General features: G+C 64.6%; 26 protein-coding genes and 1 tRNA gene. 10 read left to right on the top strand and 17 right to left on the bottom strand.

What is annotated here, in order from left to right:
- Positions 1–215 precede the first annotated feature (215 nt).
- The 4 genes from XI09_RS02165 to XI09_RS02150 are packed head-to-tail and all read left to right on the top strand — an operon-like array spanning position 216 to position 3,950.
- On the top strand, positions 216–1,433 hold the full coding sequence (locus tag XI09_RS02165) for a class I SAM-dependent methyltransferase (protein WP_271565489.1): 1,218 nt from the start codon (positions 216–218) through the stop codon (positions 1,431–1,433).
- A complete protein-coding gene (locus XI09_RS02160; protein ID WP_271565488.1) occupies positions 1,426–2,631 on the top strand; it encodes a class I SAM-dependent methyltransferase in 1,206 nt (401 codons plus the stop codon). The genes XI09_RS02165 and XI09_RS02160 overlap by 8 nt, the downstream gene beginning before the upstream one ends.
- Before the next feature lie 3 nt (positions 2,632–2,634).
- On the top strand, positions 2,635–3,669 hold the full coding sequence (locus XI09_RS02155) for a Gfo/Idh/MocA family protein (protein WP_271565487.1): 1,035 nt from the start codon (positions 2,635–2,637) through the stop codon (positions 3,667–3,669).
- 56 nt (positions 3,670–3,725) lie between these two features.
- Positions 3,726–3,950, top strand: a complete 225-nt coding sequence (locus XI09_RS02150) for a hypothetical protein (protein WP_271565486.1) — start codon at positions 3,726–3,728, stop codon at positions 3,948–3,950.
- Between the two features lie 103 nt (positions 3,951–4,053).
- Here XI09_RS02150 and XI09_RS02145 read toward each other — a convergent pair.
- A tRNA-Trp gene (locus XI09_RS02145) sits at positions 4,054–4,129 on the bottom strand.
- A gap of 150 nt (positions 4,130–4,279) precedes the next feature.
- Between XI09_RS02145 and XI09_RS02140 the strand changes: the two genes are divergently transcribed.
- Entirely contained in the window at positions 4,280–5,503 is a 1,224-nt protein-coding gene (locus tag XI09_RS02140) for a serine hydrolase domain-containing protein (RefSeq protein ID WP_271565485.1), read from the top strand.
- A gap of 195 nt (positions 5,504–5,698) precedes the next feature.
- Here XI09_RS02140 and XI09_RS02135 read toward each other — a convergent pair whose 3' ends face one another.
- Both XI09_RS02135 and XI09_RS02130 read right to left on the bottom strand, forming a co-directional pair.
- A complete protein-coding gene (locus XI09_RS02135; RefSeq protein ID WP_271565484.1) occupies positions 5,699–6,466 on the bottom strand; it encodes an SDR family NAD(P)-dependent oxidoreductase in 768 nt (255 codons plus the stop codon).
- A gap of 140 nt (positions 6,467–6,606) precedes the next feature.
- Complete coding sequence (locus XI09_RS02130) at positions 6,607–7,305, bottom strand: histidine phosphatase family protein (protein ID WP_271565483.1); 699 nt, start codon at positions 7,303–7,305, stop codon at positions 6,607–6,609.
- Positions 7,306–7,438: 133 nt separating this feature from the next.
- On the opposite strand from XI09_RS02130, the gene XI09_RS02125 reads away from it, so the two are divergent.
- From XI09_RS02125 to argE, 3 genes are all read left to right on the top strand, one after another.
- Entirely contained in the window at positions 7,439–8,224 is a 786-nt protein-coding gene (locus tag XI09_RS02125; protein WP_271565482.1) for an SDR family NAD(P)-dependent oxidoreductase, read from the top strand.
- Between the two features lie 1,113 nt (positions 8,225–9,337).
- Positions 9,338–9,889 carry a hypothetical protein gene (locus XI09_RS02120; protein WP_271565481.1) on the top strand — a complete coding sequence of 184 codons (552 nt, stop codon included), beginning with the start codon at positions 9,338–9,340 and terminating at the stop codon, positions 9,887–9,889.
- Between the two features lie 128 nt (positions 9,890–10,017).
- A complete protein-coding gene (gene argE / locus XI09_RS02115; protein WP_271565480.1) occupies positions 10,018–11,190 on the top strand; it encodes an acetylornithine deacetylase in 1,173 nt (390 codons plus the stop codon).
- A 273-nt stretch (positions 11,191–11,463) separates the two neighbouring features.
- Here the strand turns inward: argE and XI09_RS02110 are convergent, their stop codons facing one another.
- The 4 genes from XI09_RS02110 to XI09_RS02095 all read right to left on the bottom strand — a co-directional run bounded on the left by XI09_RS02110 (position 11,464) and on the right by XI09_RS02095 (position 15,242).
- Entirely contained in the window at positions 11,464–12,090 is a 627-nt protein-coding gene (locus XI09_RS02110; protein WP_271565479.1) for a LysE family translocator, read from the bottom strand.
- A gap of 21 nt (positions 12,091–12,111) precedes the next feature.
- Positions 12,112–12,453, bottom strand: a complete 342-nt coding sequence (locus XI09_RS02105) for an NIPSNAP family protein (protein ID WP_271565478.1) — start codon at positions 12,451–12,453, stop codon at positions 12,112–12,114.
- A gap of 354 nt (positions 12,454–12,807) precedes the next feature.
- Positions 12,808–13,866 (bottom strand): phosphotransferase family protein, encoded by a 1,059-nt coding sequence (locus XI09_RS02100; protein ID WP_271565477.1) that lies wholly within the window; start codon positions 13,864–13,866, stop codon positions 12,808–12,810.
- Between the two features lie 140 nt (positions 13,867–14,006).
- Positions 14,007–15,242: an acyl-CoA dehydrogenase family protein gene (locus XI09_RS02095; protein ID WP_271565476.1), complete on the bottom strand. Its 1,236-nt coding sequence runs from the start codon at positions 15,240–15,242 to the stop codon at positions 14,007–14,009.
- Between the two features lie 323 nt (positions 15,243–15,565).
- Here XI09_RS02095 and XI09_RS02090 point away from each other — a divergent pair, with 323 nt between their 5' ends.
- Positions 15,566–16,237, top strand: a complete 672-nt coding sequence (locus tag XI09_RS02090) for a TetR/AcrR family transcriptional regulator (protein WP_271565475.1) — start codon at positions 15,566–15,568, stop codon at positions 16,235–16,237.
- A gap of 178 nt (positions 16,238–16,415) precedes the next feature.
- Here the strand turns inward: XI09_RS02090 and XI09_RS02085 are convergent, their stop codons facing one another.
- The 7 genes from XI09_RS02085 to XI09_RS45905 all read right to left on the bottom strand — a co-directional run bounded on the left by XI09_RS02085 (position 16,416) and on the right by XI09_RS45905 (position 22,921).
- Positions 16,416–16,808 (bottom strand): RidA family protein, encoded by a 393-nt coding sequence (locus tag XI09_RS02085; protein ID WP_092192604.1) that lies wholly within the window; start codon positions 16,806–16,808, stop codon positions 16,416–16,418.
- A 97-nt stretch (positions 16,809–16,905) separates the two neighbouring features.
- Complete coding sequence (locus tag XI09_RS02080; RefSeq protein ID WP_271565474.1) at positions 16,906–17,121, bottom strand: hypothetical protein; 216 nt, start codon at positions 17,119–17,121, stop codon at positions 16,906–16,908.
- 194 nt (positions 17,122–17,315) lie between these two features.
- Positions 17,316–18,545: a CaiB/BaiF CoA transferase family protein gene (locus tag XI09_RS02075; RefSeq protein ID WP_271565473.1), complete on the bottom strand. Its 1,230-nt coding sequence runs from the start codon at positions 18,543–18,545 to the stop codon at positions 17,316–17,318.
- Positions 18,546–18,729: 184 nt separating this feature from the next.
- The gene (locus XI09_RS02070; protein WP_271565472.1) at positions 18,730–19,935 is read right to left on the bottom strand and encodes an MFS transporter; all 1,206 of its coding nucleotides are present in this window, start codon (positions 19,933–19,935) and stop codon (positions 18,730–18,732) included.
- Between the two features lie 134 nt (positions 19,936–20,069).
- A complete protein-coding gene (locus tag XI09_RS02065; protein WP_271565471.1) occupies positions 20,070–20,897 on the bottom strand; it encodes a 3-keto-5-aminohexanoate cleavage protein in 828 nt (275 codons plus the stop codon).
- Between the two features lie 122 nt (positions 20,898–21,019).
- The gene (locus XI09_RS02060) at positions 21,020–22,417 is read right to left on the bottom strand and encodes an MFS transporter (RefSeq protein ID WP_092192590.1); all 1,398 of its coding nucleotides are present in this window, start codon (positions 22,415–22,417) and stop codon (positions 21,020–21,022) included.
- Positions 22,418–22,612: 195 nt separating this feature from the next.
- Entirely contained in the window at positions 22,613–22,921 is a 309-nt protein-coding gene (locus XI09_RS45905; protein ID WP_442869512.1) for an NrtR DNA-binding winged helix domain-containing protein, read from the bottom strand.
- On the opposite strand from XI09_RS45905, the gene XI09_RS02055 reads away from it, so the two are divergent.
- Positions 22,815–23,048, top strand: a complete 234-nt coding sequence (locus tag XI09_RS02055; RefSeq protein ID WP_271565470.1) for a hypothetical protein — start codon at positions 22,815–22,817, stop codon at positions 23,046–23,048. The two genes, XI09_RS45905 and XI09_RS02055, sit on opposite strands and share 107 nt — an antisense overlap.
- A gap of 106 nt (positions 23,049–23,154) precedes the next feature.
- On the opposite strand, the gene XI09_RS02050 is transcribed toward XI09_RS02055, so the two are convergent.
- The 3 genes from XI09_RS02050 to XI09_RS02040 form a co-directional block, all read right to left on the bottom strand.
- Entirely contained in the window at positions 23,155–23,358 is a 204-nt protein-coding gene (locus XI09_RS02050; protein WP_271565469.1) for a hypothetical protein, read from the bottom strand.
- A 44-nt stretch (positions 23,359–23,402) separates the two neighbouring features.
- Complete coding sequence (locus XI09_RS02045; protein WP_271565534.1) at positions 23,403–23,567, bottom strand: hypothetical protein; 165 nt, start codon at positions 23,565–23,567, stop codon at positions 23,403–23,405.
- A gap of 63 nt (positions 23,568–23,630) precedes the next feature.
- The coding region (locus XI09_RS02040; protein WP_271565468.1) for a GDP-L-fucose synthase family protein at positions 23,631–24,507 on the bottom strand (877 nt) is incomplete at its 5' end.

The following is a 24,507-nucleotide window of genomic DNA, read 5'->3' as shown; positions in this document are numbered from 1 at the left end:
ATTCTCCGACTTGGCCGTACCCGCCTCCCGTCGATGGATAGCGGCACGTCTTGCATGACCTATCGACGACTGCTACCTGCATTGGTTGAGGACGCATCGGCCGGAGGACTGCGCCCTGCACCCCTGATTGGATGTGTCCGGGACCATCTCATTGCGGCCGCGCCGGTTTCATTGAAAATCGCCTCGTCAGACCTGCCCAAATGCGAGAATAACCAGTGACCGACCATTGCCGCCTTTGCCATTCGACCAACCTGCGACCGGTCATCGACCTCGGACAGATGCCGATTGCGCATCGACTTCGGCACAGCCGGAACGAGCAGGAGGAACGGTATCCGTTCGAGGTGCTCGCCTGCGGCGATTGCGGTCTGCCGCAGATCGTCAAGCCGATCGATCCCGACATCCTGTATCGCCAGTTCAACTACAATTTCAGCAGCTGGAAGCCTGAGCCGCACCAGGTCGACGAGCTCGATACCATCGCGAAATTCTCGAGCCATCAATCCGTGTTCGAGATCGGCTGCAACGACGGCCTGTTCATGGACAAGCTGCGCGAGCGCGGCGCGAAGGTTTTGGTCGGCGTCGAGCCCAACCCGGTGTCGGGCAAGATCGCCCGCGAGCGCGGCATCAAGGTCTATGCCGACATGATCAGCCCGGCGCTGTGTCACGACGCGGTCGCCCAGGCCGGCCAGTTCGACCTCGTCGTCTCGCGCCAGGTGCTGGAGCACATCGTCGACTTCGAGAACTTTTTCGACTGCGTCAAGATCGCGCTGCGCGACGACGGCCTGCTGTTCATCGACGTGCCGGATTTCGCGCCCGGCTCGACGGTCGGCGACCTCTCCGTCCTCTGGGAGGAACACGTCAGCTATTTCACCGAACCGACCCTGGTCGCGCTGCTGGCGCGCCACGGCTTCGAGGCGGTGTCCGTGAAGAAATACAATTTCAGCGGCGGCAGCCTCGCGATCGCGGCCCGCCGTGCGACGCGCGACGTGACGCCGCCGCCCGCCCCCGCCGGCGTCGGCGAGAAATTCGGCCAGCGCGCGAGGGAGTATGGCGCGCGTCTCCGCCCGATCCTCGCCAAGGCTCGCGCCAACGGTGCCGAGATCGCCATCTACGGTGCGGGCTGCCGCGCCTGCACCTTCACCAACGCGCACGAACTGGCTGATCTCGTCGACCTCTCGGTCGACGACCAGAAGGAGCGCCAGGGGCTATTCCTGCCCGGCACCGGGATCCCGATCCGTTCGCCGGAGGAACTCGCCGGCAAGTCGAATGCGCTCGTCTGCCTTCTTGCCGTGAACGAGGAGAACGAAGCCAAGGTCAGCAGCCGGCTGCGCGAAAACGTGAAGCGCCCGCTGCACATCGTTTCGATCTTCGCGCCCTCCGATATCTGGAGCGAGCTCGACCGCCTCGAGGGGGTCGCAGGGTCTCGGCATGGCTGAGGACAAACTCTTCAACTACTACGAACGTCAGGACGTCCTGCCGACGTTCGGGAATTTCAAGTCGGCCGCCGAACTCGCGGCCTATGCGAGCCAGCGGCGCGAACTCTTTTCGGACAAGCTGGTGCTGCCTCCGCGGCTGTTCCGCGATGCCGAGGTCCTCGAATTCGGTCCTGATTCCGGTGAGAACGCGCTGGTGTTTGCCGGCTGGGGCGCGAACATGACGCTCGCCGAACCGAACCGGCATGCGCACCCGAAGATCCAGGCCTACTTCGCGCATTTCGGCCAGACGGAACGTCTTCGCGAACTCGCATTGTCCGACGTCGAGGGGTTTCGCAGCGACCGCCGTTTCGACATCATCGACGCCGAAGGGTTCATCTACACGGTGCAGCCGAGCGAAAAATGGCTCGGCATCTTCCACCGGCTGCTCAATCCGGACGGTTACGCCGTCGTTTCCTATTACGAACGTTATGGCGGCTTCTTCGAGCTCGCACTCAAGGCGATCCATGCCGCCGGCAAGGCCCTGACGGGCCGCCCCGCGCCGGAGACGGCGAAGCTGCTGTTCGAGCCGAAGTGGAACAGCATTTCGCACACCCGCAGCTTCGAATCCTGGCTGATGGACGTGCTCGAGAATCCGTTCGTCCGGCACCGCTACTTCCTCGATGCGGAGGCCCTCTGTACCGCGGCCCACGAGCGGGGATTCGACATCCATTCGGCATGGCCCGCCTATCGCGACAGCCTGGACGTCTACTGGCACAAGAAGGTCCTGTCGGCGGACGAGAAGCTGCGTCGCGCCACACGCCATCTTGACCGCAGCCGCCTGAGTTTCCTCGGGGGACGGAAGCTTTATCTGGTCGGCCAGGCCGGCGCGGTGAGCGCGATCTCGGCTTCGATCGAAGCGCTGGTGCTCGATGTGGACCGAATGATCGACGAGCCCTTCGGCGACAGCCTGCCCCGCGTGATCGCGAGCCTCGCCTCGTTACGCGAGGCGATCCTGACGACGGATATTCTCGCCGACGATGCTTCCGACATCGAAGCCATCACGGCAACGCTCGACAGCTTCCATCGCATCTTCAGCGCGATCGGGCGACGGGAAGCGTCCGCGGTCGCCGCCCTCACCCAGTCGGATCCGGCGTTCATCGGCACCTGGGGGCAGCCGGCGCATTTCCTCGTCGTCCGGAAGCGCTTCGAGGGATCGTAGCCAGTGAGGCCAGGCATTGCCATCATCGGAACGGGCATGGTGGGCCAGATGTGCCACCTCGCCAATTTCGCCGCCAATCCCGCCTGCCGCGTCGTTGCGATCGCCGATCTCCGGCCTGACCTGGCGACCGCCGCGGCGAAGAAATTCGGCATCCCGCGGGTCTACGGCACGCACCGGGAGCTGCTCGCAGACAGCGAGGTATCCGCCGTCGTCGTCGTGACCAAGCGTCGCGCCACCGGCCCGATCGTGCTGGATGCGTTGAACAGCGGCCGGCACGTGCTGTCGGAGAAGCCGATGGCCTACACGACGGTTCAGGCTGCGTCGCTGGTCGAAGCCGCGCGGCGACAGCGCCTCGTCTACAGCATCGGCTACATGAAGCGTCACGACGCCGGCGTGGCGCGCGCGCTGGCCGAACTGAGGCGTCTGCGCACAGACGGCTCGCTCGGACGCGTTGTCGGAGCAAGAGGCTGGTGCTTCGGCGGCGACACCGGCCGATCGCACGACAATTTTGTCATGACCGGCGAAACCCGGCCGGACGGGCTCGAGCTCTGGCAGGATGGTCCCGACTGGATGCCGGGCACGATGCGGCCCGGCTACGACAATTTTCTGAACGTGTTCAGCCATATCATCAATCTCGCGCGCTACGTGCTCGGATCGTCGCCGACAATCGCCGAAAGCACCCTCGAGAACACGGGAGCTGCGCGCATAACCCTCGACTTCGACGGCGTCGCGTGCACGCTGGATCTCGTGAATGGATCCGAAGGTGCCTGGCGCGAAGGATTGACGATCGATTTTGAGCGGGGCGCATTGAGCATCGAATTGCCCCCGCCCTTTGCCGAGCAGGAGGCAGAGGTCATCCTCGACCAGGGCGGACAACGCACGCGGCTGATGCGCGAAGGGAGCTGGGCGTTTCGGCGTCAGGCCGACGCCTTCGTCGCCGATATCGTCGAACAAGGGACGCCCCTGGCCTCCGGCGAAGATTCTGTGGCCGACATCGCTCTCGCTGAGGCGATCTGGAAGCGGCGCGTCAGCGGCTAGGCATCGCATCCGCCTTCGAACGATCGAGCGGCGTTATTCCCGCGATCGGCCCCGGCTTGATGGTGACCTCTGCCAATTTCCTGGAGGACGGTCCGCCTCTCAGTGCGCAAGGCAAATCCGGCAAAGGACTGATTGCCCCAGGCAAGGCGAAGCATGCCGGTGACCTGCACACCTATTTCGAGCTCGTCGGGACCATCGTCTCGCTGCTCCGCCGCGTTCCGATTCGGGATGTCGATCTCGATCAGGTTCCTGCCAACGCCGGACCGCCCCCCGCACACTAGTCCCCACCCAGCCGGGATCCCAATCGCGGTCGACGACGGCGAGCGCCTGCCGGGGAGATCTTGTCCCATCCCGCCGATATCTAGTCTAAGTGGTTGATTTCGCTGGCAGGAGTGGCAGGGCTCGAACCTGCGACCCCCGGTTTTGGAGACCGGTGCTCTACCAATTGAGCTACACTCCTACGGACCCTGCGTCGCCTTAGGATCACGGCCGCTTTCAAGCACAGGGGACGGCCGGATTGCAAGGGAGAAGCGCGCTCGCTTCGCTTGTTTGTGCCGCGCCTTCTGGGCCACAGTTCGCTCCCGATAATAATGTGCCCCCGGGAGTGACCATGACCGCGACAGCCGCCCTTAGCCCCGCAACCGCGCCGAAAACACCGCCCTTGCCTGAGGCCAAGCCCGAGACGCTGGGCCTGTCGCGGCCGCGCCTCCAGGCGATGTCGGACGCCTTCAGGCGCGAGATCGACAAGGGCACCATCCCCGGAATCACCGTGCTCGTGGCCCGCCGCGGCCAGGTCGGCTGGTTCGAGGCGCTGGGCCGCCAGAGCCCGGCCACATCAGCGCCGATGGCCCTTGATTCGATCTTCCGCATCTTCTCGATGACCAAGCCGATCGTCTCGGTCGCCGTCATGGCGCTGGTCGAGGACGGCCACCTCCTGCTCGGCGATCCCGTTGCCAAGTTCATCCCGGCGTTTGCCGACCAGAAGGTCGGCGTGGTCAGCGGCGGCAGGCTGGACCTGGTTCCACCAAGGCGCCCGATGACGGTGCAGGACCTGCTCCGCCACACCTCCGGCCTGACCTACGAGCACCAGGGCGACGGCCCCGTGCACAAGATCTACCAGGACTCGCGGGTGCGCAGCCGCAAGATCACCAATGCCGAGCACGCGGCGCTGGTGGCGAGCTTCCCGCTGGTCTGCCACCCCGGCGACGAGTTCAACTACAGCCGCTCCACCGACATCCTCGGCCGCATCATCGAGGTCGTCAGCGGCAAGACGCTCGGCGCGTTCTTGACCGAGCGCGTCCTGGCCCCGCTCCAGATGGCCGAGACCGGCTTTGCGACCAGCGAGACCAATGCCAACAGGCTCGCCGAGCCGTTCGCGGCCGATCCCTGGACCGGCGACAAGGTCGCGCTGTTCAACATGCTGGAACAGCCGGTGATGGAATCCGGCGGCGGCGGCCTCGTCTCCACCACGATGGACTACGCCCGCTTCGCGCTGATGCTGCGCAATGGCGGCATGCTCGACGGCAACAGGATCATCGGCCGCAAGACGCTGGAGCTGATGGCCTCCGACCACCTCGGGCCCGAGGTGAAGACCAACGGCACCCTGCTCTCGCCCGGTCACGGCTTCGGCCTCGGCTTCGCCGTGCGCCGCGAGGCCGGCATCGCGCCCTTCCCCGGCAGCGTCGGCCAGTATTTCTGGAGCGGCATCGCGGGGACGTTCTTCTGGATCGACCCGAAGGAGGATCTGTTCGCGGTGTTCATGAGCCAGGGCCCGGGCCAGCGCGACTACACGCGCACGCTGGTGCGGGATCTGGTGTACGCAGCGGTGGATTGAGGGGCGGCGCTTTACACGCAACGCTGCGTCTCCACACTCACTGTCATGCCCCGCGAAGGCGGGGCATCCAGTACGCCGCGGCCTTCGTTGGAGAACTCGCTCTCATCACATCCGCTGCGGCGTACTGGATCGCCCGCCTTCGCGGGCGATGACACCGATGTTGGGGCGACGCAATCGCCCCTTCCCGCGCGCGCGTCAACTGATCGTCGCGCCGCCGTCGATCACCATGGTCTGGCCGGTCATGAAGTCGCCAGCCTTCGAGCCCAGGAACACGGCCGCGCCGGCGATCTCGTCGGGGATGCCGATGCGGAGCAGCGGCGAACGCGAGGTCGAGGCCTTCAGGTTCTCCGGATTGTCCCACAGCGCCTTGGCGAAATCGGTCTTGATCAGGCCGGGTGCGATGCAGTTCACGCGGATGTTGTGCTTGCCGTATTCGCAGGCGAGGTTGCGTGCGAGCTGCATGTCGGCGGCCTTGGAGATCGCGTAGGCGCCGAGGATGGTCGAGCCTTTGAGGCCGCCGATCGAGGAGACGATGATGATCGAGCCGTCCTTGCGCTCGATCATCTGCGGCACCACCATCGAGATCAACCAGTTGTTGGCGACGATGTTGTTGTCGAGGATCTTTCTGAACTGATCGTCGGAGATGCCGGCGAGCGGACCGTAGTACGGGTTCGATGCGGCATTGCACACCAGCACGTCGATCTTGCCGAAGGCGTGGTTGCTCTCGTCGATCAGGTTTTGCAGATTTTCCTTCGAGGAGATGTTGGCGGCGATCGCGACAGCGGTGCCCTTGCCGAACTTGTCGTTGATGCCCTTGGCCACCTGGTCGCAGACGTCGGCCTTGCGCGAGGAGATCACCACCTTGGCGCCGTGCTCGGCCATGCGCTCGGCGATCGCGAGCCCAATGCCGCGCGTCGAGCCGGTGATGACGGCGACTTTCCCCTTCATGTCGAACAAGGTCATGTTTCTCTCCCAGATTGATCTTCGTATTCAATATCGTTACGCGGCGATGCGAAGCATCGAACTTTGGTGTGCAGTTGCGCACCTGAGAATCTCGAGATCCCGGGTCTGGTCCTTCGGACCATCCCGGGATGACAGCTCACTCAGGCGAGCTTCTTGACTTCAGGTCCCGCAAGCTGGTGCATCGCCGCGTGCGCATCATCCGCGATCCACGGCTGCTGATTGACCATCGGCAGCCGCCAGACCGTGCGCTCGGGACTCGCAAAATAGTCGAGCCGCGTCACGGAGCAATTGTCGATGTCGAACGACAGCCCCCGCTCCGGCTGGCCATCGAGCGCGAGCCCCAGCGCGGCCTTGATGGTGCCGCCGTGCGCGACCGCGACGATGTCCTGCCCCGCCGCCTCGGTGTTGATCCGCTCGATGGTGCAGCGCGTGCGGTTGTAGAGGTCCATGAAGCTTTCGCCGCCGGGCGCAGGCTCGTTGATGTCGGCGAACCAGCTCGTGCCGACGGGACGGCTGGCGATGAACTGGGCGCGGTTCATGCCCTGCCAGCGGCCGAGATTCTGCTCGGCAAGGTCCGCTTCCCACTTCATTGACGCAGGCCTTGGAAAGCCGGCCGCCCAGATCGCTTCGGCCGTTTGATGCGTCCGCATCAGATTGCTCGAATACCAGACCGCCTCGCGTGGCAGCACCTTGGCAACAGCATTGAACACATAGGTGTCGCTGGTGTCGCAGGCAATATCGCTCTGCCCGTAGATGTTGCCGCCGTCATTGCGCACGGGCGCGTGACGGACCCACCACCACCGTGTCGTGACCACATTCGGCTTGTCTGCGCCTGCCATCGAAACCCTTCCATCCCGTGTAATGTCGCTGTACGTCAGGTGTGAACGTGTCTCAAGACACTTTACCGTTTGAAATCTTGTTTGAAATTCCGTCGCGCGGCAAGCGTCGTGCGCGAGCCAAAGGGAGAAACGCATGGGCCGCCTGCAAGACAAATCCGTCATCATCACAGGCGCCGGCAGCGGCATCGGCCGCGCCGCTGCGCTGCTGTTCACCAGGGAAGGCGCCAGGCTGATCGCGGTCGATCGCACCGAGGCGGTGAAGGAGACCGTCGAGGAGGTGAAGAAGGCCGGCGGCATCGCGGAAGCGATGGTCGCGGATGCGGGGTCCGAGAAGGATGTGATCGCGGTCATCGACAAGGCGGTGAAGACGCACGGCCGGCTCGACGTGATCTGGGCCAATGCCGGCGTCTCCGGCGGGCTCGTCCCGCTCGGCGAGCAAACCGTGGAGCACTGGCAGGAGGTGCTGCGCGTCAATCTGATCGGACCGTTCCTCGCGGTGAAGCACTCGATGCCGCACATGGTGAAGCAGCAGTCCGGCGCGATCGTGCTGACCGCATCCGTCGCGGGCCTCAAGGCCGGCGCGAGCGGCCATCCCTATGCGGCGAGCAAGGCCGGCGTGATTTCCCTGGTGCAGACCACCGCCTATTCGCTCACCGGCACCGGCGTGCGCATCAATGCGGTCTGCCCGGGCCTGATCGAAACCGGCATGACGAAACCGATCTTCGACCGCGCCAAGGAGCGCGGCACCCAAGACAAGATCGGCCAGCTCAATCCGCTGAAGCGTCCCGGCCAGCCGCACGAGCTCGCGGCGATGGGACTGTTCCTGGCGAGCGACGAAGCCTCGTATGTCAACGGCCAGGCGTTCCCGGTGGACGGCGGCCTGACGGCGTCGATGCCGTATACGGGCAAGCCGGTTTAGCATTATCGTTCTTGTTCGTTCCGTCATCCTGAGGTGCGAGGCGTGCGATGCGAATGCATCGCATGCTGAGCCTCGAAGGATGAGCGGCCGAGTAGGTGCAGCCGGGCCGTCGCCCTTCGAGGCTTGCTCTGCGACGCTGTCGCGCCGCAGCGCGCGCACCTCAGGGTGACGGTGATGCATAGGGCTTGCGGCAACGTCCGTATTCGCTTTCGTGCAGACACACCTTCGCATCCTCGCGGCTTCTTCTGCCCGAGCTTTGCTTCGTCGCCTCACCCTCCAAAGAAAGAGGGCGCAGGGAAGGCCGGGAGCCGGTTGGCTCCCATTGGCCGCCATGCCAAACGCGGATTGCGCTACGATGCACGGCGGGAAACAGGGCAACCGGAGACATCCCGGCCTTCCCTGCGCGATGGTTGGAACGGCTTATGTCGTGCTCTCCCCGGGGAGCGATGCACTATTGCCCCCGTCGCCCTGCGGATGGCTGATGTGCGCGGTCCGGTCGGGCCGCACACATCACCGCAAGACTTGGCGCACAGACCCCGGGCGCCAGGACGACACGATTTGGCCGTACGCCGATCACACCGGTCGTGCGCGCGATGCCTTCGCTCACGGTTGCCCGCCCTGCGATGCCTTTCGCGCCGATGTGACCCACGTCCACCGCCGCCCGGCCCGCGTTCGTGACGATCGCGATACGCCCCTCTTCCTTGGGCCGGAGTGCGGCGACAGATACGCCAATTCCGAATTTCGGTAAAGTGGAATATTTTCGACGGTGCGCGTTGACCGGCATCTTGCGTGTCTTGCCCGTCGGGCAACGCAAGATCTCGTAGCCCGGATGAGCGAAGCGATATCCGGGTTTTTCTCGCCACCGGTCCCGGGTATCGCTTCGCTCACCCGGGCTACGGATTCTACCGGTCGGCGCCGGCGGCCCGCCTCACTCCGGCGGAATGGTCCCGGCCTGATGTTGCCGGGCGGTGACAGATTCCGTTCGATCGAACCGCTAATGTCATTGGGTCGGTTTGTTTGAGGAATAACGATGCACGTTTTTGCAGGCATGAACCAGAACCTGCTCGGCGCGCGTGTCGGAGTCAGGCTCGGATGGTGAGGCTGGATTTGGCCATGCGCGTGCGGAAATATCTCGCCCTCGCTTTGGGCGTGGTGGTCACCATGTCGCTGGCGGTCATGAGCTCGACCATGGCCGAGGACGACAAGGCCGCCGCCAAGCAGCAACAGCCGCAGCTTCCCATCAGCGCCGAGCAGGCGCTGTACCTGATCCGCTCGACGCTGCTGACGCTGAACGACGCCAACCGCACCGGCAACTATTCGGTGCTGCGCGACCTCGCCGCGCCGGACTTCCAGGCCAGGAACAGCGCCGCCGATCTCGCGCTTGGCTTCACCGACCTGCGGCGACGGAATTTTGACCTGTTCTCGGTGGCGCTTGCCGCACCGCAGCTCTCGACGCCGCCTTATCTCGATCCCAACAAGATGCTGCGTCTGACAGGATTCTTTCCGACCCGCCCGCTCCAGATCAATTTCGACCTCACCTTCCAGAACGTCGCCAACCAGTGGCGGCCCTACGGCATTTCGGTCGCAACGCCACAAGCAGCGCCGGAAACCGCCGCGGCGCCGGCGCCCGCCCCGGCCAAGAAGAACGCGGCCCAGAAGAACTGAGCGCATTCGGACGGCCGACCTGGCTCGCCCGCCCGCCCAGCGGGTTTGCACGTCGTGCCGTTCCGTTGGTATGGTTCGTGCAGGCCGGCAGAGCCGACCACGACCCCTCCCATCACATGATCCCGAGAATGCTGGACACAAGACCCGACCGGATTCGCAAGCTCCTCGCCGACCTCGTCGGCTTCGACACCGTCAGCGACCGCACCAACCTGCCCCTGATCGCCCATATCGAAAGCTATCTCGCCGCGCTCGGCGTTGGCTTTGAGCGCATCGTCGACGAGACCGGGCAGAAGGCCTCGCTGTGGGTCACCATCGGGCCGGAGGACCGCCCGGGCCTCGTGCTGTCGGGCCACACCGACGTCGTGCCGGTCGTGGGCCAGGACTGGAGCCACGATCCGTTCAAGCTGGTCGAGCGCGACGGCAGGCTCTACGGCCGCGGCACCACCGACATGAAGGGTTTTGTCGCAGTGTGTCTCGCCATGGTGCCGGAGATGCTGGAGGCCAGGCTCAGGACGCCGATTCATCTGGCGATCTCCTATGACGAGGAGATCGGCTGCGTCGGCGTGCGGCCGATGCTCGGCGAGGTCGCCAGGAAGAAGATCAGGCCGCTCGGCGCCTTCATCGGCGAGCCGACGCAGATGCAGGTCATCATCGGCCACAAGGGCAAGCACGGCGTGCGCGCCACCTTCCGCGGTCTCGCCCGCCACTCCTCGATCGCGCCCGACGGCGTCAACGCAATCGAATATGCCGCCGAGCTGATCGTCGAGATCCGCCGCCGCGCCGTGCTGCTCGCTGGCAAGAGATCGACGGACAGCCTCTACGACGTTCCGCACTCGACGCTGCTCACCAGCATCGTCCATGGCGGCGCCGCACTGAACATCGTGCCCGATACCTGCACGGTGGATTTCGAATGCCGCGGCATCGGCATCACCGAGTCGCGCGAGGTGACGGATGCGATCGTCGCCTGGGCCAAGGCCGAGATCGAGCCGGCGATGAAGGCGCGGCATCCGGAGTGCGGCATCGATTTCGAGGAGATCCTCGACTATCCCGCGCTCGACACCGCTGCCGATGCGTCAATCGTCACGCTGGCCAAGAGCCTCGCCGGCCGCAACGACCACGCCAAGGTCGCCTTCGGCACCGAGGCGAGCCTGTTCGCCAGCATGGCCGATATCCCCTCGGTGGTGATCGGCCCCGGCGCGATCGCGCAGGCGCACACGCCGGACGAGTTCGTCGAGATGTCGGAGCTGTTGAAATGCGCGGGGTTCGTCGAGAAGCTGATCGCGCATTGCGCGAAGGGGTAAGGCTTCTCTTCGTCATTGCGAGCGAAGCGAAGCAATCCAGAATCGTTCTGCCGGGGCAGTCTGGATTGCTTCGTCGCACCAGCGCAAAATTGCCTTGCAATTTTGTCGCGGGCTCCTCGCAATGACGGAAGTGTGTGGGAGCAGTGCGTAGCCCGCATGAGCGACTTGTCCGCCGTAGCTCGAAGAGCGAAGGCGGAAGCGACATGCGGGACCACTGTCCCGGGTATCGCTGCGCTCACCCGGGCTACGGGAGCTACGAGAGCGCGTCGCGCCTCAGCGCTCCTGCAATGCCAGGCGCACGCCGACGGCACAATAGATGGTCCCGACCACCTTGCCCTGCCACCTCACGACGGCCGGATGGCGGCGCAGGAAATTGCCGAGCCGACCGGCCCCTACAGCGAACACGACGGTGCTCAACAGGCCGAGCAGCACAAAGACGATGCCGAGGACCGCAAGCTGCAGCGCGGTGCCGCCGTGTTCCGGCCGGACGAACTGCGGCAGGAACGCCAGAAAGAACAGCGCCGTCTTGGGATTGAGCACCTCGGTCAGCACGGCCTCGCGGAATGCGCGACCTGCGCTGATCGTGGGCGCTCCGCCGTTCAGCTCGATCGGTGCCTTCTCAAGCATGGCGCGAATGCCAAGATAGATCAGGAACGCGGCCCCCGCATATTTGACAATGCCGAACAGGAGCGCCGAAGTGGCGATGATCGCCGAGAGGCCGACGATCGCCATGCTGGTGTGGATCACGTCACCCGCAGCAATCCCCGCGCCCGTCGCGATACCCACCTTCGTTCCGGAGCTTGCGGCGCGCGCCATGGTGAGCAGCGTGGCCGGACCGGGAATGAAGACAAAGCCGAGCACGATGAGGATGTAGGTGATGAGGGTGGTGTGGTCGATCATGGGCGTGGTCCCGATGCCGGGTCAGTGTAACAGGCTGAGCGAGGGCGAATAGTCCACCGGCACGAGCAGGCGATCCTCGATCTGGCCGACCATGAGCCCATGCTCGGCGTGAGTGACCCGCTTGATCTCGGCCCATTCGGCGTCCGCCATGAGCGCCGCCCACGCCGACGTCTTGGCGGCCTCGTCGGGCCACTCCAGGAGATAGGCGAATTCGGTACGGTCACCGTGCCGCGTCTCCCACATCGCCACGATCCGAAAGCCATATCTGGCTCGCATGATGCGTGCTGCGTGATCGCGAAACCGGACGTGGAACGCGGCCTTGTTCTTCTCGAAGATCTCGTAGATGCGCAGTTGCTGGATCATGATCAGTCTCCGTGCCCCGCGGAGATAGGATCGGAGCGCGAGATGTCAAAGGTCGCGATGTCGTAGCCCGCATGAGCGCAAGCGATATGCGGGACGGCTGTCCCGGGTATCGCTTCCGCCTTCGCTCTTCGAGCTACGGCGGACAAGTCGCTCACCCGGGCTACGAAGCTGCGCCCTACGGAAGCTGTCATGCCCCGCGCAGGCGGGGCATCCAGTACGCCGCGGCTTCTCCGTGTCCCTGTGCTGCCTCTGGAATACTGGATTGCCCGCCTTCGCGGGCAACGACGCGGAGTGTGTCGGAGCAGCGAGGACCTCAAAAAGAAAGGCGCGGCCGTCAGCCGCGCCTTGTCGTTCCTACACCGCCCCCGCCTTCTGCGCGTATTCCCACGACGCCTGCGACAGCGGCACGGTGCGCTTGGCGGATTCGAGCGCCTTGGCGTTGGCGGCGGTGCCGTCGCGGATGCGCCCCGCAATGCCTTGCGTGATGCCGGCGAGGCGGAACAGGTTGTAGGAGAAGTACCAGTTGAGATCAGGCACGCTCATCCCGGTCGCGTTGCAATAGATCTGCGCGGCCTCCTCCAGGCTTGGAATGTTGAGCGCCTTGAGGTCGACGCCCTGCAGGCCCGGCATGATCCACTGCATGAGCAGATAGGTGAAGTCGGCCATGGGATCGCCGAGCGTCGACAGCTCCCAGTCCAGCACGGCCTGCACGCGCGGTTCCGTCGCGTGGAAAATCATGTTGTCGAGGCGGTAGTCGCCGTGCACGATCGAGACGCGCGCCTGTTCCGGCACGGTCTTGGGCAGCCATTCGGCGACCTTCTCGAACTCCGGAATGTGCTGGGTTTCGGAGGCGCGATATTGCTTGGTCCAGCGGTCGATCTGGCGCGCGAAATAATTTCCGGGCTTGCCGAAATCGCCAAGGCCGATCGCGACGGGGTCGAACATGTGGAGCTTTGCCAGCGTCTCGATCTTGCTGGTGAAGATCTTGCGACGCGCATCGCCATCCTGGCTCGGCAGCGTCGGATCCCAGAACACCCGGCCCTCCTCCATCGACATGATGTAGAAGGCCGCGCCGATGACGCCGTCGTCCTGGCACAGCGCATAGGCGCGCGCGACCGGAAAGCCCTGTTTTCCCAGCGCCGCGATGACACGATATTCACGATCGACCGCATGCGCCGACGGCAGCAATTTGCCGAACGGCTTGCGGCGCATCACGTAGGAACGCTTCGGCGTGTTCAGCCGATAGGTCGGGTTGGACTGGCCGCCCTTGAACTGGAGGACGACCAGCGGTCCCTCATAGCCTTCGACGTTGTCGCGCATCCACGCCTCGAGGCGCAGCTCGTCGAAACGATGCCGCTCCTCGACCGGCTTGGTGCCCGAGAACTCCTCGTCTTTCCTGACGCCGTCGGCCACGATGACGCTCCCTCTTCAGTCCTGACCATTTCAGGTCGAGCATGATCCTAATCGGTAACCGCTGACGCACTTGCGTCAAGCGGTCACCCAATCATGCCCTGTCGTTTCTTCAAATCGGGAGCGCCAACCGGCACTCCCTCTTAATGACCGGGAGAGTTTGCATACTTCCGAACTTCAAGTCTGGCAATGGCGCGGTTGTGCACCTCGTCCGGACCATCGGCGAGCCTGAGCGTGCGGATGTGGGCGTAGTCCTTGGCAAGGCCGGCCTCGTCGGAGACGCCGGCGCCGCCAAAGGCCTGGATCGCCTGATCGATGATCTTCAGCGCCATGTTGGGGCCTGCGACCTTGATCATGGCGATCTCGAGCTGCGCCGCCTTGTTGCCGACCTTGTCCATCATGTCGGCGGCCTTGAGGCAAAGGAGACGATTCATCTCGATGTCGGTACGCGCCTCGCCGATGCGCTGCTCCCACACCGAATGCTCGATGATCTTCTTGCCGAACGCGGAGCGCGAAGAGAGCCGCTTCACCATCTTCTCCAGCGCCTCCTCGGCCTTGCCGATGGTGCGCATGCAGTGGTGGATACGGCCGGGACCGAGGCGGCCCTGCGCGATCTCGAAGCCGCGGCCCTCGCCGAGCAGGATGTTCTCCTTCGGCACCCGCACGTTGTCGAGCAGCACCTGGGCATGGCCGTGCGGCGCGTCGTCGAAGCCGAAGACGGGGAGCATCTTCTCGACCTTGATGCCGGGCGTGTCGAGCGGAACCAGGATCTGCGACTGCTGCTGGTGCTTGGCCGCCTTCGGATCGGTCTTGCCCATCAGGATCGCGATCTTGCAGCGGGGATCGCCGACGCCGGACGACCACCATTTGCGACCGTTGATGACGTAGTGATCGCCGTCCTTCTCGATGCGGGTCTCGATGTTGGTGGCGTCGGACGAGGCCACTGCCGGTTCCGTCATCAGGAAGGCCGAGCGGATCTCGCCGTCCATCAGCGGCCGCAGCCATTTGCGCTTCTGCTCCCTGGTGGCGTAGCGGATGAACACTTCCATGTTGCCGGTGTCGGGCGCGGAACAGTTGAACACCTCGGAGGCCCAGGTGATGCGGCCCATCTCTTCCGACAGCAGCGCGTATTCGAGATTGGTCAATCCCGCGCCGCGGAATTCATCATCCTCATGCTCGGACGGCGGCATGAACATGTTCCAGAGGCCTTCGGCCTTCGCCTTCTTCTTGAGGTCCTCCAGGATCGGGATCACCTTCCAGCGCTCGCCGCTGCGATCCTGCTCGTCATAGACCGGCACCGCCGGACGCACGTGCTTGGCCATGAAGGACCGCACGCGGTCGAGCCATTCCTTCTGCTTGGGGGACAGATCGAAATCCATGGGACGCTCCTCGTTTCTCTCTTCGAACCTGTTTTGCGCCGGACTGTCCTCCCGCCGCGCGCGGCCCGCAAGCGTGAATGCGCGCGCCTTGCGAAGCCTCAGGCCTGATCGCAGTTGCGAACGAGTCCCGATTGCGGATTGACTTTTCCCGGCCTTCAAACGATAGTTTCATACAACTGTTTGAATTGCAACTCCCTCGGCACTTCGCGCCCTCCTCGTCATTCCGGGGCGACGCGAAGCGTCGAACCCGGAATCCAGAAGTTGCGGCGCGAGATTCCGGGTTCGCGACGATGTCGCGCCCCGGAATGACGGGATAAAGAGCCATGGCCAGCGATCATACGAGGTCTGCCATTCTCGCCGCCGCCGAACGGCTTTACGCCGATCGCGGCTTCGGCGACGTGACGCTGCGCGACATCGTCGCGGAGGCCAATGTCAACCTCGCGGCGGTGAACTATCATTTCGGCTCGAAGGACGAATTGATCGCGGAGCTGTTCGTCTCCCGCTCGATCGCCACCAACCGCGAACGCCTGCGCGAATTGAAGGCGGCGGAAGAAGAGGGCGGCGGCCGCGCGCCAATCGAGGTGATCCTGCGCGCCCTCGTCGGCCCGACCTTGCGCGGCTGCCTCGGCCCCGAAAACCAGCGCTCGACCGCGGCGCGCTTCATGATCCGCGCCTCGATCGAATCCGTGCCGCCGATCCGCCGCATCAAGAACCGCGAGATCGACCATTTGCGCAAATTCGCCGGCGCGATGCGCAGGTCCCTGCCCGACCGCAGCGACGTCGATATCTACTGGGGCCTCAACTTCGCGCTCGCCATGGCGCACCACACCATCCGCGAGAGCGAGCGACTGACGAAACTGTCGGAAGGCAAGTGCGACCTCGACGACGTCGAGGACGTCGTTGCACGCGTCGTCAGCGTGGCGACGATGGCGCTGACGGCGGGCAAGGCCGAGGCCAAGGCGCCGGCGCGTGCGCTGGCGAGGGACGCGCGCTGACGAATGACCTCGATCGAATCGAGCGCACGCCTCGTCCTTCGAGACGACCGCTTCGCGGTCTCCTCAGGATGAGGCTAAGCGGCATCGGTGCCCGTTGATCCTGCTGCCGCACACTCCGTCCTCATCCTGAGGAGCCCGCCTAAGCGGGCGTCTCGAAGGATGACCACGGCCACTCACCTCACATCATCGCGATGCAGTCGATCTCGACGTCGAAGGGGGCGAACCATTCCGGCGTGCAGACGAAGATCCGCGCCGGCGGATCGATCGGGAAATAGCGCGCATAGACCGCGTTGAACGCGGCGAAATGCTTCGTCGAGGTGCAGTAGACATTGCACTTCATGACGTTGTCGAGGGAGGCGCCGGCCGTCTGAAGGCACAGCTTCATCTGCTCCATGATGATCTCGCTCTGCCGCTCGATCGGCGCGGAGGCGATCTCGCCCGTTTCAGGATCGAACGGCGGCAGACCGGCAACGAAGATCATGTTGCCGGCGCGCGTCACCGGCGAGGTCGGCGCCTTCCAGCGGTCGAGAAAGGACGAGATCGGTTCGACGCGGAGCGCTTCGCGTTTCATGGGCGGCCACCTTCGGTTCGAGCGAGGTTGGCGCCTTGCTACATTATATTGCAGCCGGCATGTTTCGCTTCTGATCGAAGTGTGGTCGTCGCGGGGGTCAGGCCCGCTGCGGCATCTCCTCGGCCTCTTCCTTGGCGAGCAGCAGCAGCATCTCGATACCCATCTCGCCTTCCTGCGGCGAGCGGATGAACTTGATTTCGTCGGCGCTTTGCCGCAGCGCGGCAATGATGGCGACGGCCTGATTGGCGGTTGCCGCCTCGGTCGCCAGAATTGCCTTCTGGTTCTTGGCCTGGAACCCGATCGTATAGGACATGCGCTTCCCTCCCGGAACTCGTAGGGAGATCGAATCAGAGTCGAGCGCGAAGCGGAAGCCTGTGTGAGTACGGACCGGGTTTATCTGGGGATTGCGCGCAAGCCTCAGGCAAGGCCGAGCATCGCGCGCGCCATCGCCGCAGAGTAGCTGCGCCCCCTCTCCCCACCCGCGGGGAGAGGCGAAGAAGGAAAGCGCTAGATAATACCCTGCTGCTTCAGCATCTCGATCTTGCCGGCATCATAGCCGAGCTTGCCGCCGAGCACCTCCTTTGTGTGCTCGCCGAGCAGCGGCGGGGCGCGGTAATTCTTGATCGGGGTCTCCGAGAAGGTCAGCGCGTTGCGGATCAGCGACAGCTCCGGCTCGAACTTGTGCTCGGTCTTCACCCGCATGCCGCGCGACTGGACGTGCGGATCGTTGAACACCTGCTCGAAATTGTTGATCGGACCCGACGGAACGCCGGCCTCCTCCAGCTTGTCCAGCCAGTAGGCCACCGGCTTCTTCAGGAACAGGCCGGCGAAGATCGCCATGATCTCCTTGCCGTGCATGACGCGGTCGTTGTTCCTGACGAAGCGCTTGTCGTTGGCGAGCTCGGGCTCGCCGAGCACCGCGCAGGTACGCTGGAACTGGCCGTCATTGCCGACCACCAGCATCAGCTCGCCGTCGGTGCAGCGGAACACGCCGGCCGGCATGCCGCCATTGCCCCAGGTGCCGCGGCGCGGCGGTGTCTTGCCGTTGACGAGGTAGATCTGGAGCCAGTGGCTGAGAGAGGCAATCACGGTATCGAGCAGGCAGACGTCGAGATGCTGTCCGACGCCCCCATTGGCGTCGCGATGGTAGAGCGCCGAAAGAATGCCGATCGAGGTGTTCATGCCGGTCATGTAGTCGACGATCGAGGGACCGACCTTCATCGGGCCCTCGCCCGGCTCGCCGTCCATATGGCCGGTGACGCTCATCAGGCCGCCCATCGCCTGCAGGATGGCGTCATAGCCGGCGCGCGGCGCGTAAGGTCCGGTCTGGCCGAAGCCGGTCACCGAGCAATAGATGATGCCGGGATTGATCGCCTTGATGGTCTCGTAGTCGAGGCCGTAGCGCTTGAGATCGCCGACCTTGTAGTTCTCCATGAAGACGTCGACGTCCTTGGCGAGCTCGCGGATGATCGCCTGCCCCTCGGGCTTGGCAATGTTGACCGTGACCGACTTCTTGTTGCGGTTGGCGCAGAGATAGAACGAGTTGTTGTTGTTCGCCTTGCCGTCAGGGTCGGTCAGATAAGGCGGCCCGAAGGCGCGCGCGTCGTCGCCGGTGCCCGGCCGCTCGATCTTGATGACCTCCGCGCCGAGATCGCCCAGCATCTGGGCCGACAAGGGCCCGGCGAGCACGCGGGTGAGGTCAAGGATCTTGATGCCTGAGAGCGGCAAGGCCGACATGTCGACTTCCTCCGGGGAACTGGGTCTTGGCGCGGCGGCCCGAGCGCTGAGGTTCGGCCGCGGCCGCGCTCCCTGCGGATACACCATTTTCGCAGCCTGAGCACTGCACTCCGGGCATACGGCCATCCCTGCCCCGGCGGCCGGATCGGCCATCGCGATCGAATTCCGCGCCGTGAATATTGCCTTAGGTTACAGCAGCCGCAGCCACCTGCGGCCGGCGGCGGCCGAGCAGGACCAGGATCAGCACGGTCGCGCAGGAAAACACCAGGGTCAGGCCCAGCGCGCCGCGGCTGCCGAACTGGGTGAGCAGAGCGGCAAGGAGCGGCGGCGAGATCGCGGAAGCCAGATTGAGCGGCAGCGCGATCATCGACATCGCCTTGGCGAACTCGGCCTGGTCGTAGAACACGAGCGGGATGGTTGCCCGCGCCACCGCCATCGCGCCGCTGCCGGCGCCATAGAGCAGGATGAAGACCGCGACCGCCCAGGTCGCTCCCTCGCTCAGCATCAGCAGCAGCATGGCCACGGGGAGCGCCGTGCCGGCGACAAGCCCGGTCGTGATTCCGTCCCACCGCCCGCCGCCGAGGAAGTCCAGCCCGCGGGCGCTGACCTGGATCACGCCGAGCATCGAACCGAAGGCGATGGCCTGGGCCGGCGCCAGCCCTTCCGCCCGCAGCAGCTCGATGAGCACGGCGCCGAGACCAAAATTCACGAAGGCGTTCAGCGTGATCGCGACGACGACCAAGTTGAAGGTGCTTCGCGGAATCGCAGGCGCATCGGAGGGTCTTGCAGCCGAGCCGCCTTCGTCCTTCACACCATTCCGGCGCGGCGCGCCGAAGACGTAGAGCGGAAGCGAGACCAGGATCAGCATGGCGGCGTAGACGAGGCAGGTGCCCCGCCAGCCGAAATGGCCGCTGAGAAACGAGGTGGTCGGCCAGAAGATGCTGCTGGAAAGGCCCGTCACCAGCATCAGCGCGCCGATGGCGTTCTTGGCCTTGCGCCCCGCAACCTCGTTGAGCATGATATAGGCACCGGTCGACAGCGTGGCGCTGCCGCCCATGCCGAGAATGACCCAGGCCACGAAATAAAGCATCGGCTCGCGCGCGAAATACAGAACGACGTAGCCCGGCACGGCCACAACGGTGCCCACCATCATCACCTTGCGTGCGCCGTGCCGCGCAAACGCCTTGGCGAGCCAGGGCGCGCACAGCCCCATGGTGACATAAAGCGTGGAGGTGCCCGCAAATACCATCGGCAGGCTCATGCCGAGATCGGCCGCAAGGTCGCGGCCGACGATCGGCGGAAGGCCGATCGTTCCCCATCCAATGAGTTGGGTGATTGCAAGCACCAGCAGGACCCCGATGAGCCTGCCGTCAGATTTCAAGAACCGCATTCCAAACGTCGCCTGCCCGGCAGGCGCAGATCGCGCCTGTGGGCATGTCTTAGCCGGAGACTCAGCGCACGGGAACGCCAGCCGCCGAATGGCAGAAGGCAGCCGGAAGCATGTCAGGAGGAGGCAGTAGGCCCCTATCCCGCGAGCCCGAGCAGGGATCGCGCCTCGGCCGCGGTCGCGACGCGCCGGCCTTGGCGCTCGACAGCCCCGCAGGCGATGGTCACCAGCTCCGCGTTGCTGGCGGCCAGCCGCGTCTTGTCAATCCTGATATTGTCCTCGAGCCCGGTGCGAACCGCGTCCGCGCCGCGCGCGAGGGCCCAGCCCATGACCTCGGCCTGATGGCGTCCAATCCCGGCCGCGGTCCACGTCGCTTGCGGGATCAGGCGCCTGAGCTCTCCCAGCAGGATATCGAGGACATGTTCGTCGGCCGGCATCGCGTTCTTGACGCCCATGACAAACTGCACGTGCGGACGCGGGTCGATCAGTCCCGCCTCGATCAGGCGGCGGGCGCCATGCAGATGCGACAGATCGAAGATCTCGATTTCCGGCCGGATACCGCCGGCCTTCATGCCAGTGGCGAGAGTCTCGACCAGGGCGGCGCTGTTCTCGTAGACAATCGTCGGAAAGTTCACTGATCCCGTGGACAGCGAGGCCATGTCGGGCTTCAGGTAGAGCGATGATCCACGCGCCGAGGGATCGCGGCCCCGCCCGCCGGTCGAGAATTGAACGATCATCCCCGGACAATGCTTCCTGATCCCCTCCTGCACGAGGGCGAATCGCTCGGGATCGGAGGACGGCGTCTCGTCATCGTTGCGAACATGGATATGGGCAAGCGTGGCGCCGGCCTCGAAGGCTTGTTGCGTCGACTCGATCTGCTCGGACGGCAGGATGGGCACCGCCGGATTGTCCTTCTTGCGCGGAACGGAGCCGGTGATAGCGACGGCAACGACGACGGGGTTCATCCTGCAACCTCTTGATGATCGCGCTCACGCGCCCAAAAGTTCGAATCGACAATCTCGTAACGCATCGAGCCCTGCCGCTGCAAACATCATCGATCGCAGCGGCACGGCTCCTTGCACTCCCGTCAGGTCGGAATTGCGGCCGCGCTACTCGCCGCTTCGGCTCGCTGCCGCTCATAGTCGGCCCGCGCCATCGGAACGGCCTTGGGATTGCCGAGATCGTCGATGCGGATCCGGTAGGTTTCCCGGGCGGTGACGGCCGCCAGCGCCGCGATGACCGTGATGCCGAACGCGATCGCTCCCACCGTCAACGGAATGTTGGCCGAGCCGGGAGGCGCCACGGTCGCAAACAAAGCGGGAAGCAACGCGGTGATGGTCGTTCCGATGTTCTGCGAGATCGCCATCGCCGACACACGGGTGCGCGTCGGAAACAGTTCCGGGTAGAAACTCGGGAAGATCGCGTTGTAGCCCTGGTAGACGACGCCCCACATCAGGAGCGACAGCAGGATCGCGAGCGGCACATTCCGGATGCTGATCGCGTAGAGATAGCCGAAGGCGAGCAGGCCGGAGAGCAGCGCGCCCACGATGATCGGAGGCTTGCGGCCGACCTTGTCGGAGAGATGGCCAACGAAGGGAATGACGAACACGGCCAGCATGTTTCCGAGCACCGGGATCCAGAGATAGACGTCCTTGGCAAAGCCGATGCCATAGGCGGGCTGGACCGCGTAGGCCGCACCGAAAATGGTCGCAACGACGGGGATGACGTTCATCAGAGCCATGCAGATGACCCTGAGCATGTCGCGCCAGCTCAGCTTGATGGCCTGGACAATGGGCGCCCGCGGCGTTTCTCCCCGCTCGTCCTCGCGGGCAAAGGCAGGCGTCTCGTCCACTTCGCGACGAATGATGTAGCCTGCGACGATGACGAAGAAGCTGAGCAGGAAGGGAATCCGCCAGCCCCAGCTGTTGAAGGCGTCGGTCGGCATGTAGGCCGCCAGCGGCAGGAAGACGGCTGCAGCGAGAATCTGACCGGCCTGCACGCCCTGAAGGGCGAAGCTCGCGTAAAAGCCGCGCCGTCCAAACGGCGCGTGCTCCAGGATCATCGAGCTCGCGCCGGAGATTTCACCGGCCACGGCAAATCCCTGCACGAGGCGCAGGATGACCAGCAGGATCGGCGCGAGGATACCGACCTGGTGATAGGTCGGCAGAAGGCCAACGGCCATGGTCGAGATGCCCATCAGGAACATGCAGACAATGAGGACGGTCTTGCGCCCATGGGTGTCGCCCCAATGTCCGAGAACGAAGGCGCCGATCGGCCGGGCCACATATCCAACCCCATAGGTCGCCAGCGATGCGACGATTGCGACGGTGGGATTGTCTGACGGAAAGAAGATTTGCGGGAAGATCAGCGACGCAGCGGTCGCGTAGATGAAGAAGTCATAATATTCGAGAGCCGACCCGATCCAGCCGCTGGCAGCAGCCTTCCTGGACTGACTCATCTGATGGATCGCGCGAGTCGTGACCATTTCAAAATTCCTCCCTGGTTTGCTGACGTCCCGTTGGCGGGCTTCGTTGAACAATTGGACAGCAATCTGCGGGCGCTCTGCGGGGGTTTCGCGAGCGCTGGTCACTGCCGATGGGTGTCTGATTGGTCGCGACAATAGGCTTTCGCTGGGCTAACACAATTACCCAGTTATGCGATAAACCTAACATGATGTTATCTAGGCCGGAGCGTCTGCCTCCGGACAGCAGTCATGTTCGCGGAGCGGCGGCTCGGCACCTCGCCGCGAGATATCATTCCGGCGGATTGAACGTCCGCACGAATACACGGGCTCGCTGTCCTTCTTCAGACGATAGAGCTGCAGACGATGGAGCTGCGCCGGACGGTTCGGGCCGCGCCGCATCCTGGCAACGGGCTCGATCATGTCGGCCGACAGGATCCGCGTCCGGAAGGCGCTCTTCTCCAGCGGGCGGTCGAGCGCGATCTCGTGGACGCGCTGCAAGTCCGGCAGCGTGAATTCTGCCGGCATCCGCTCGCTGATGGCGGAAAACGGCGTCATCTTCAGCGACGGCGTGGAAGCCGACCGCCTCGATTTCAACGCAGGCGCCGAGGTCACGATCGGGATCGCCGCGCGGCGCGGCCGGCTGATCGTGTGACGAAGCTAAGGCGCGATGAGATTTGGGTGAGTCGTCATCGCGCTTTGGATTGTCGTTGACGCATGATCTTTCCGGAAAACCGCTTCGCACTTTTCCGGATCATGCTTTAGCTGCCGAGCGCTGTCTCGCCCGCTTCGCGGCCGGGGACGCTGACATGAACCTCATGGCCCTGGCGCAGCGCCAGTGAGGCAGCGGCCACCGCCGATTCGAACGCGGATTCCTTGGTGGCGTATTTGCCATTGATGTTGCCGTCGTGCAGCACACCCCATTCGTCCTTGACCGGTACGATCGCATATTGAGCAAGGCCCATCGTCAAACTCCCTGGCGTTGAACAATCATCTCCAGCCGGCAAACCTATCGCTGCGTGAGCGGCGGATGCGCCGCGCTCACCCGCCACACCGTGTTGCCGGTGTCGTCGGCGACGAGCAGCGCACCTGTCTTGTCGATGGCGACGCCGACGGGACGGCCGCGCGCCTCGTTGATTTGCGCGGTGGCGCGCACGCGCACGTCTTGCTGCACGGTCGGCCTCGTGTGGCTTTTCGCCCTGCCCGACCGGCCAACTCGTGCTTGCGGCGAAGGTTCCTACTCTTGCGCTGTCACCGGCGCGCCGGCCTGATACGCCGCATAGGCGCGCTTCAAGCCATCGTGAAGCGAGGTCGTCGCGCGCCAGCCGAGTTTCGTGAGGCGGCTGACATCGAGCAGCTTGCGCGGCGTGCCGTCGGGCCGCGAGGTGTCGAAGGAGATCTCGCCGCGGTAGCCAACGACCTCGGCAACGACGCGCGCGAATTCGGCGATGGTGATGTCCTGGCCGGTGCCGATGTTGATCAGCTCGGCAGCCGAATAGGTCTTCATCAGGTGCACGCAGGCATCCGCCATGTCGTCGACATAGAGGAACTCGCGCCGCGGCGTGCCGGTGCCCCACACGACGACGCTTCCGGCGCCCGCAACCTTGGCTTCGTGGAAGCGGCGGATCAGCGCGGCGACGACGTGGCTCATTTCGGGATGATAATTGTCGCCGGGGCCGTAGAGATTGGTCGGCATCACATTGATGAAGTCGCATCCATATTGGCTGCGATAGGCCTCCGCCATCTTGATGCCGGCGATCTTGGCGATCGCATAGGGCTCGTTGGTCGGCTCTAGCGGGCCTGATAGCACCGAGTCCTCGCGCAGGGGCTGCGGCGCCAGTTTCGGATAGATGCAGGAGGAGCCGAGGAACATCAGCTTCTCTGCGCCGTTCCGATGCGCGGCGTGGATCACGTTGGCCGCGATCGCGATGTTGTCGTAGATGAACTCGGCGCGCAGCGTGTCGTTGGCGACGATGCCGCCGACCTTGGCCGCGGCGAGGAACACGACCTGCGGCCGCACCTTTGCGAACCAGTCGAACACGGCGGCCTGGTTGCAGAGATCGACCTCGCGACGGTCCACCGTGACGAGCTTGACATCCTCTCCTGCGAGCCGG

Origin of the sequence: Bradyrhizobium sp. CCBAU 11386, from assembly GCF_028128955.1 — a bacterium.
Taxonomy (GTDB): domain Bacteria; phylum Pseudomonadota; class Alphaproteobacteria; order Rhizobiales; family Xanthobacteraceae; genus Bradyrhizobium.
Note: the sequence above shows the minus strand (reverse complement) of the source record. Positions and strands in the feature narration are given on the sequence as shown.

Bases quoted from the DNA above. Each gene is read 5' to 3' on its own strand.
- XI09_RS02160 (WP_271565488.1), top strand. From the start codon at position 1,426: ATGGCTGAGGACAAACTCTTCAACTACTACGAACGTCAGGACGTCCTG.
- XI09_RS02140 (WP_271565485.1), top strand. From the start codon at position 4,280: ATGACCGCGACAGCCGCCCTTAGCCCCGCAACCGCGCCGAAAACACCG.
- XI09_RS02135 (WP_271565484.1), bottom strand. From the start codon at position 6,466: ATGACCTTGTTCGACATGAAGGGGAAAGTCGCCGTCATCACCGGCTCG.
- XI09_RS02130 (WP_271565483.1), bottom strand. From the start codon at position 7,305: ATGGCAGGCGCAGACAAGCCGAATGTGGTCACGACACGGTGGTGGTGG.
- XI09_RS02125 (WP_271565482.1), top strand. From the start codon at position 7,439: ATGGGCCGCCTGCAAGACAAATCCGTCATCATCACAGGCGCCGGCAGC.
- XI09_RS02120 (WP_271565481.1), top strand. From the start codon at position 9,338: ATGCGCGTGCGGAAATATCTCGCCCTCGCTTTGGGCGTGGTGGTCACC.
- argE (WP_271565480.1), top strand. From the start codon at position 10,018: ATGCTGGACACAAGACCCGACCGGATTCGCAAGCTCCTCGCCGACCTC.
- XI09_RS02110 (WP_271565479.1), bottom strand. From the start codon at position 12,090: ATGATCGACCACACCACCCTCATCACCTACATCCTCATCGTGCTCGGC.
- XI09_RS02105 (WP_271565478.1), bottom strand. From the start codon at position 12,453: ATGATCCAGCAACTGCGCATCTACGAGATCTTCGAGAAGAACAAGGCC.
- XI09_RS02095 (WP_271565476.1), bottom strand. From the start codon at position 15,242: ATGGATTTCGATCTGTCCCCCAAGCAGAAGGAATGGCTCGACCGCGTG.
- XI09_RS02090 (WP_271565475.1), top strand. From the start codon at position 15,566: ATGGCCAGCGATCATACGAGGTCTGCCATTCTCGCCGCCGCCGAACGG.
- XI09_RS02085 (WP_092192604.1), bottom strand. From the start codon at position 16,808: ATGAAACGCGAAGCGCTCCGCGTCGAACCGATCTCGTCCTTTCTCGAC.
- XI09_RS02080 (WP_271565474.1), bottom strand. From the start codon at position 17,121: ATGTCCTATACGATCGGGTTCCAGGCCAAGAACCAGAAGGCAATTCTG.
- XI09_RS02075 (WP_271565473.1), bottom strand. From the start codon at position 18,545: ATGTCGGCCTTGCCGCTCTCAGGCATCAAGATCCTTGACCTCACCCGC.
- XI09_RS02070 (WP_271565472.1), bottom strand. From the start codon at position 19,935: ATGCGGTTCTTGAAATCTGACGGCAGGCTCATCGGGGTCCTGCTGGTG.
- XI09_RS02065 (WP_271565471.1), bottom strand. From the start codon at position 20,897: ATGAACCCCGTCGTCGTTGCCGTCGCTATCACCGGCTCCGTTCCGCGC.
- XI09_RS02060 (WP_092192590.1), bottom strand. From the start codon at position 22,417: ATGGTCACGACTCGCGCGATCCATCAGATGAGTCAGTCCAGGAAGGCT.
- XI09_RS02055 (WP_271565470.1), top strand. From the start codon at position 22,815: ATGTCGGCCGACAGGATCCGCGTCCGGAAGGCGCTCTTCTCCAGCGGG.
- XI09_RS45905 (WP_442869512.1), bottom strand. From the start codon at position 22,921: ATGCCGGCAGAATTCACGCTGCCGGACTTGCAGCGCGTCCACGAGATC.
- XI09_RS02050 (WP_271565469.1), bottom strand. From the start codon at position 23,358: ATGGGCCTTGCTCAATATGCGATCGTACCGGTCAAGGACGAATGGGGT.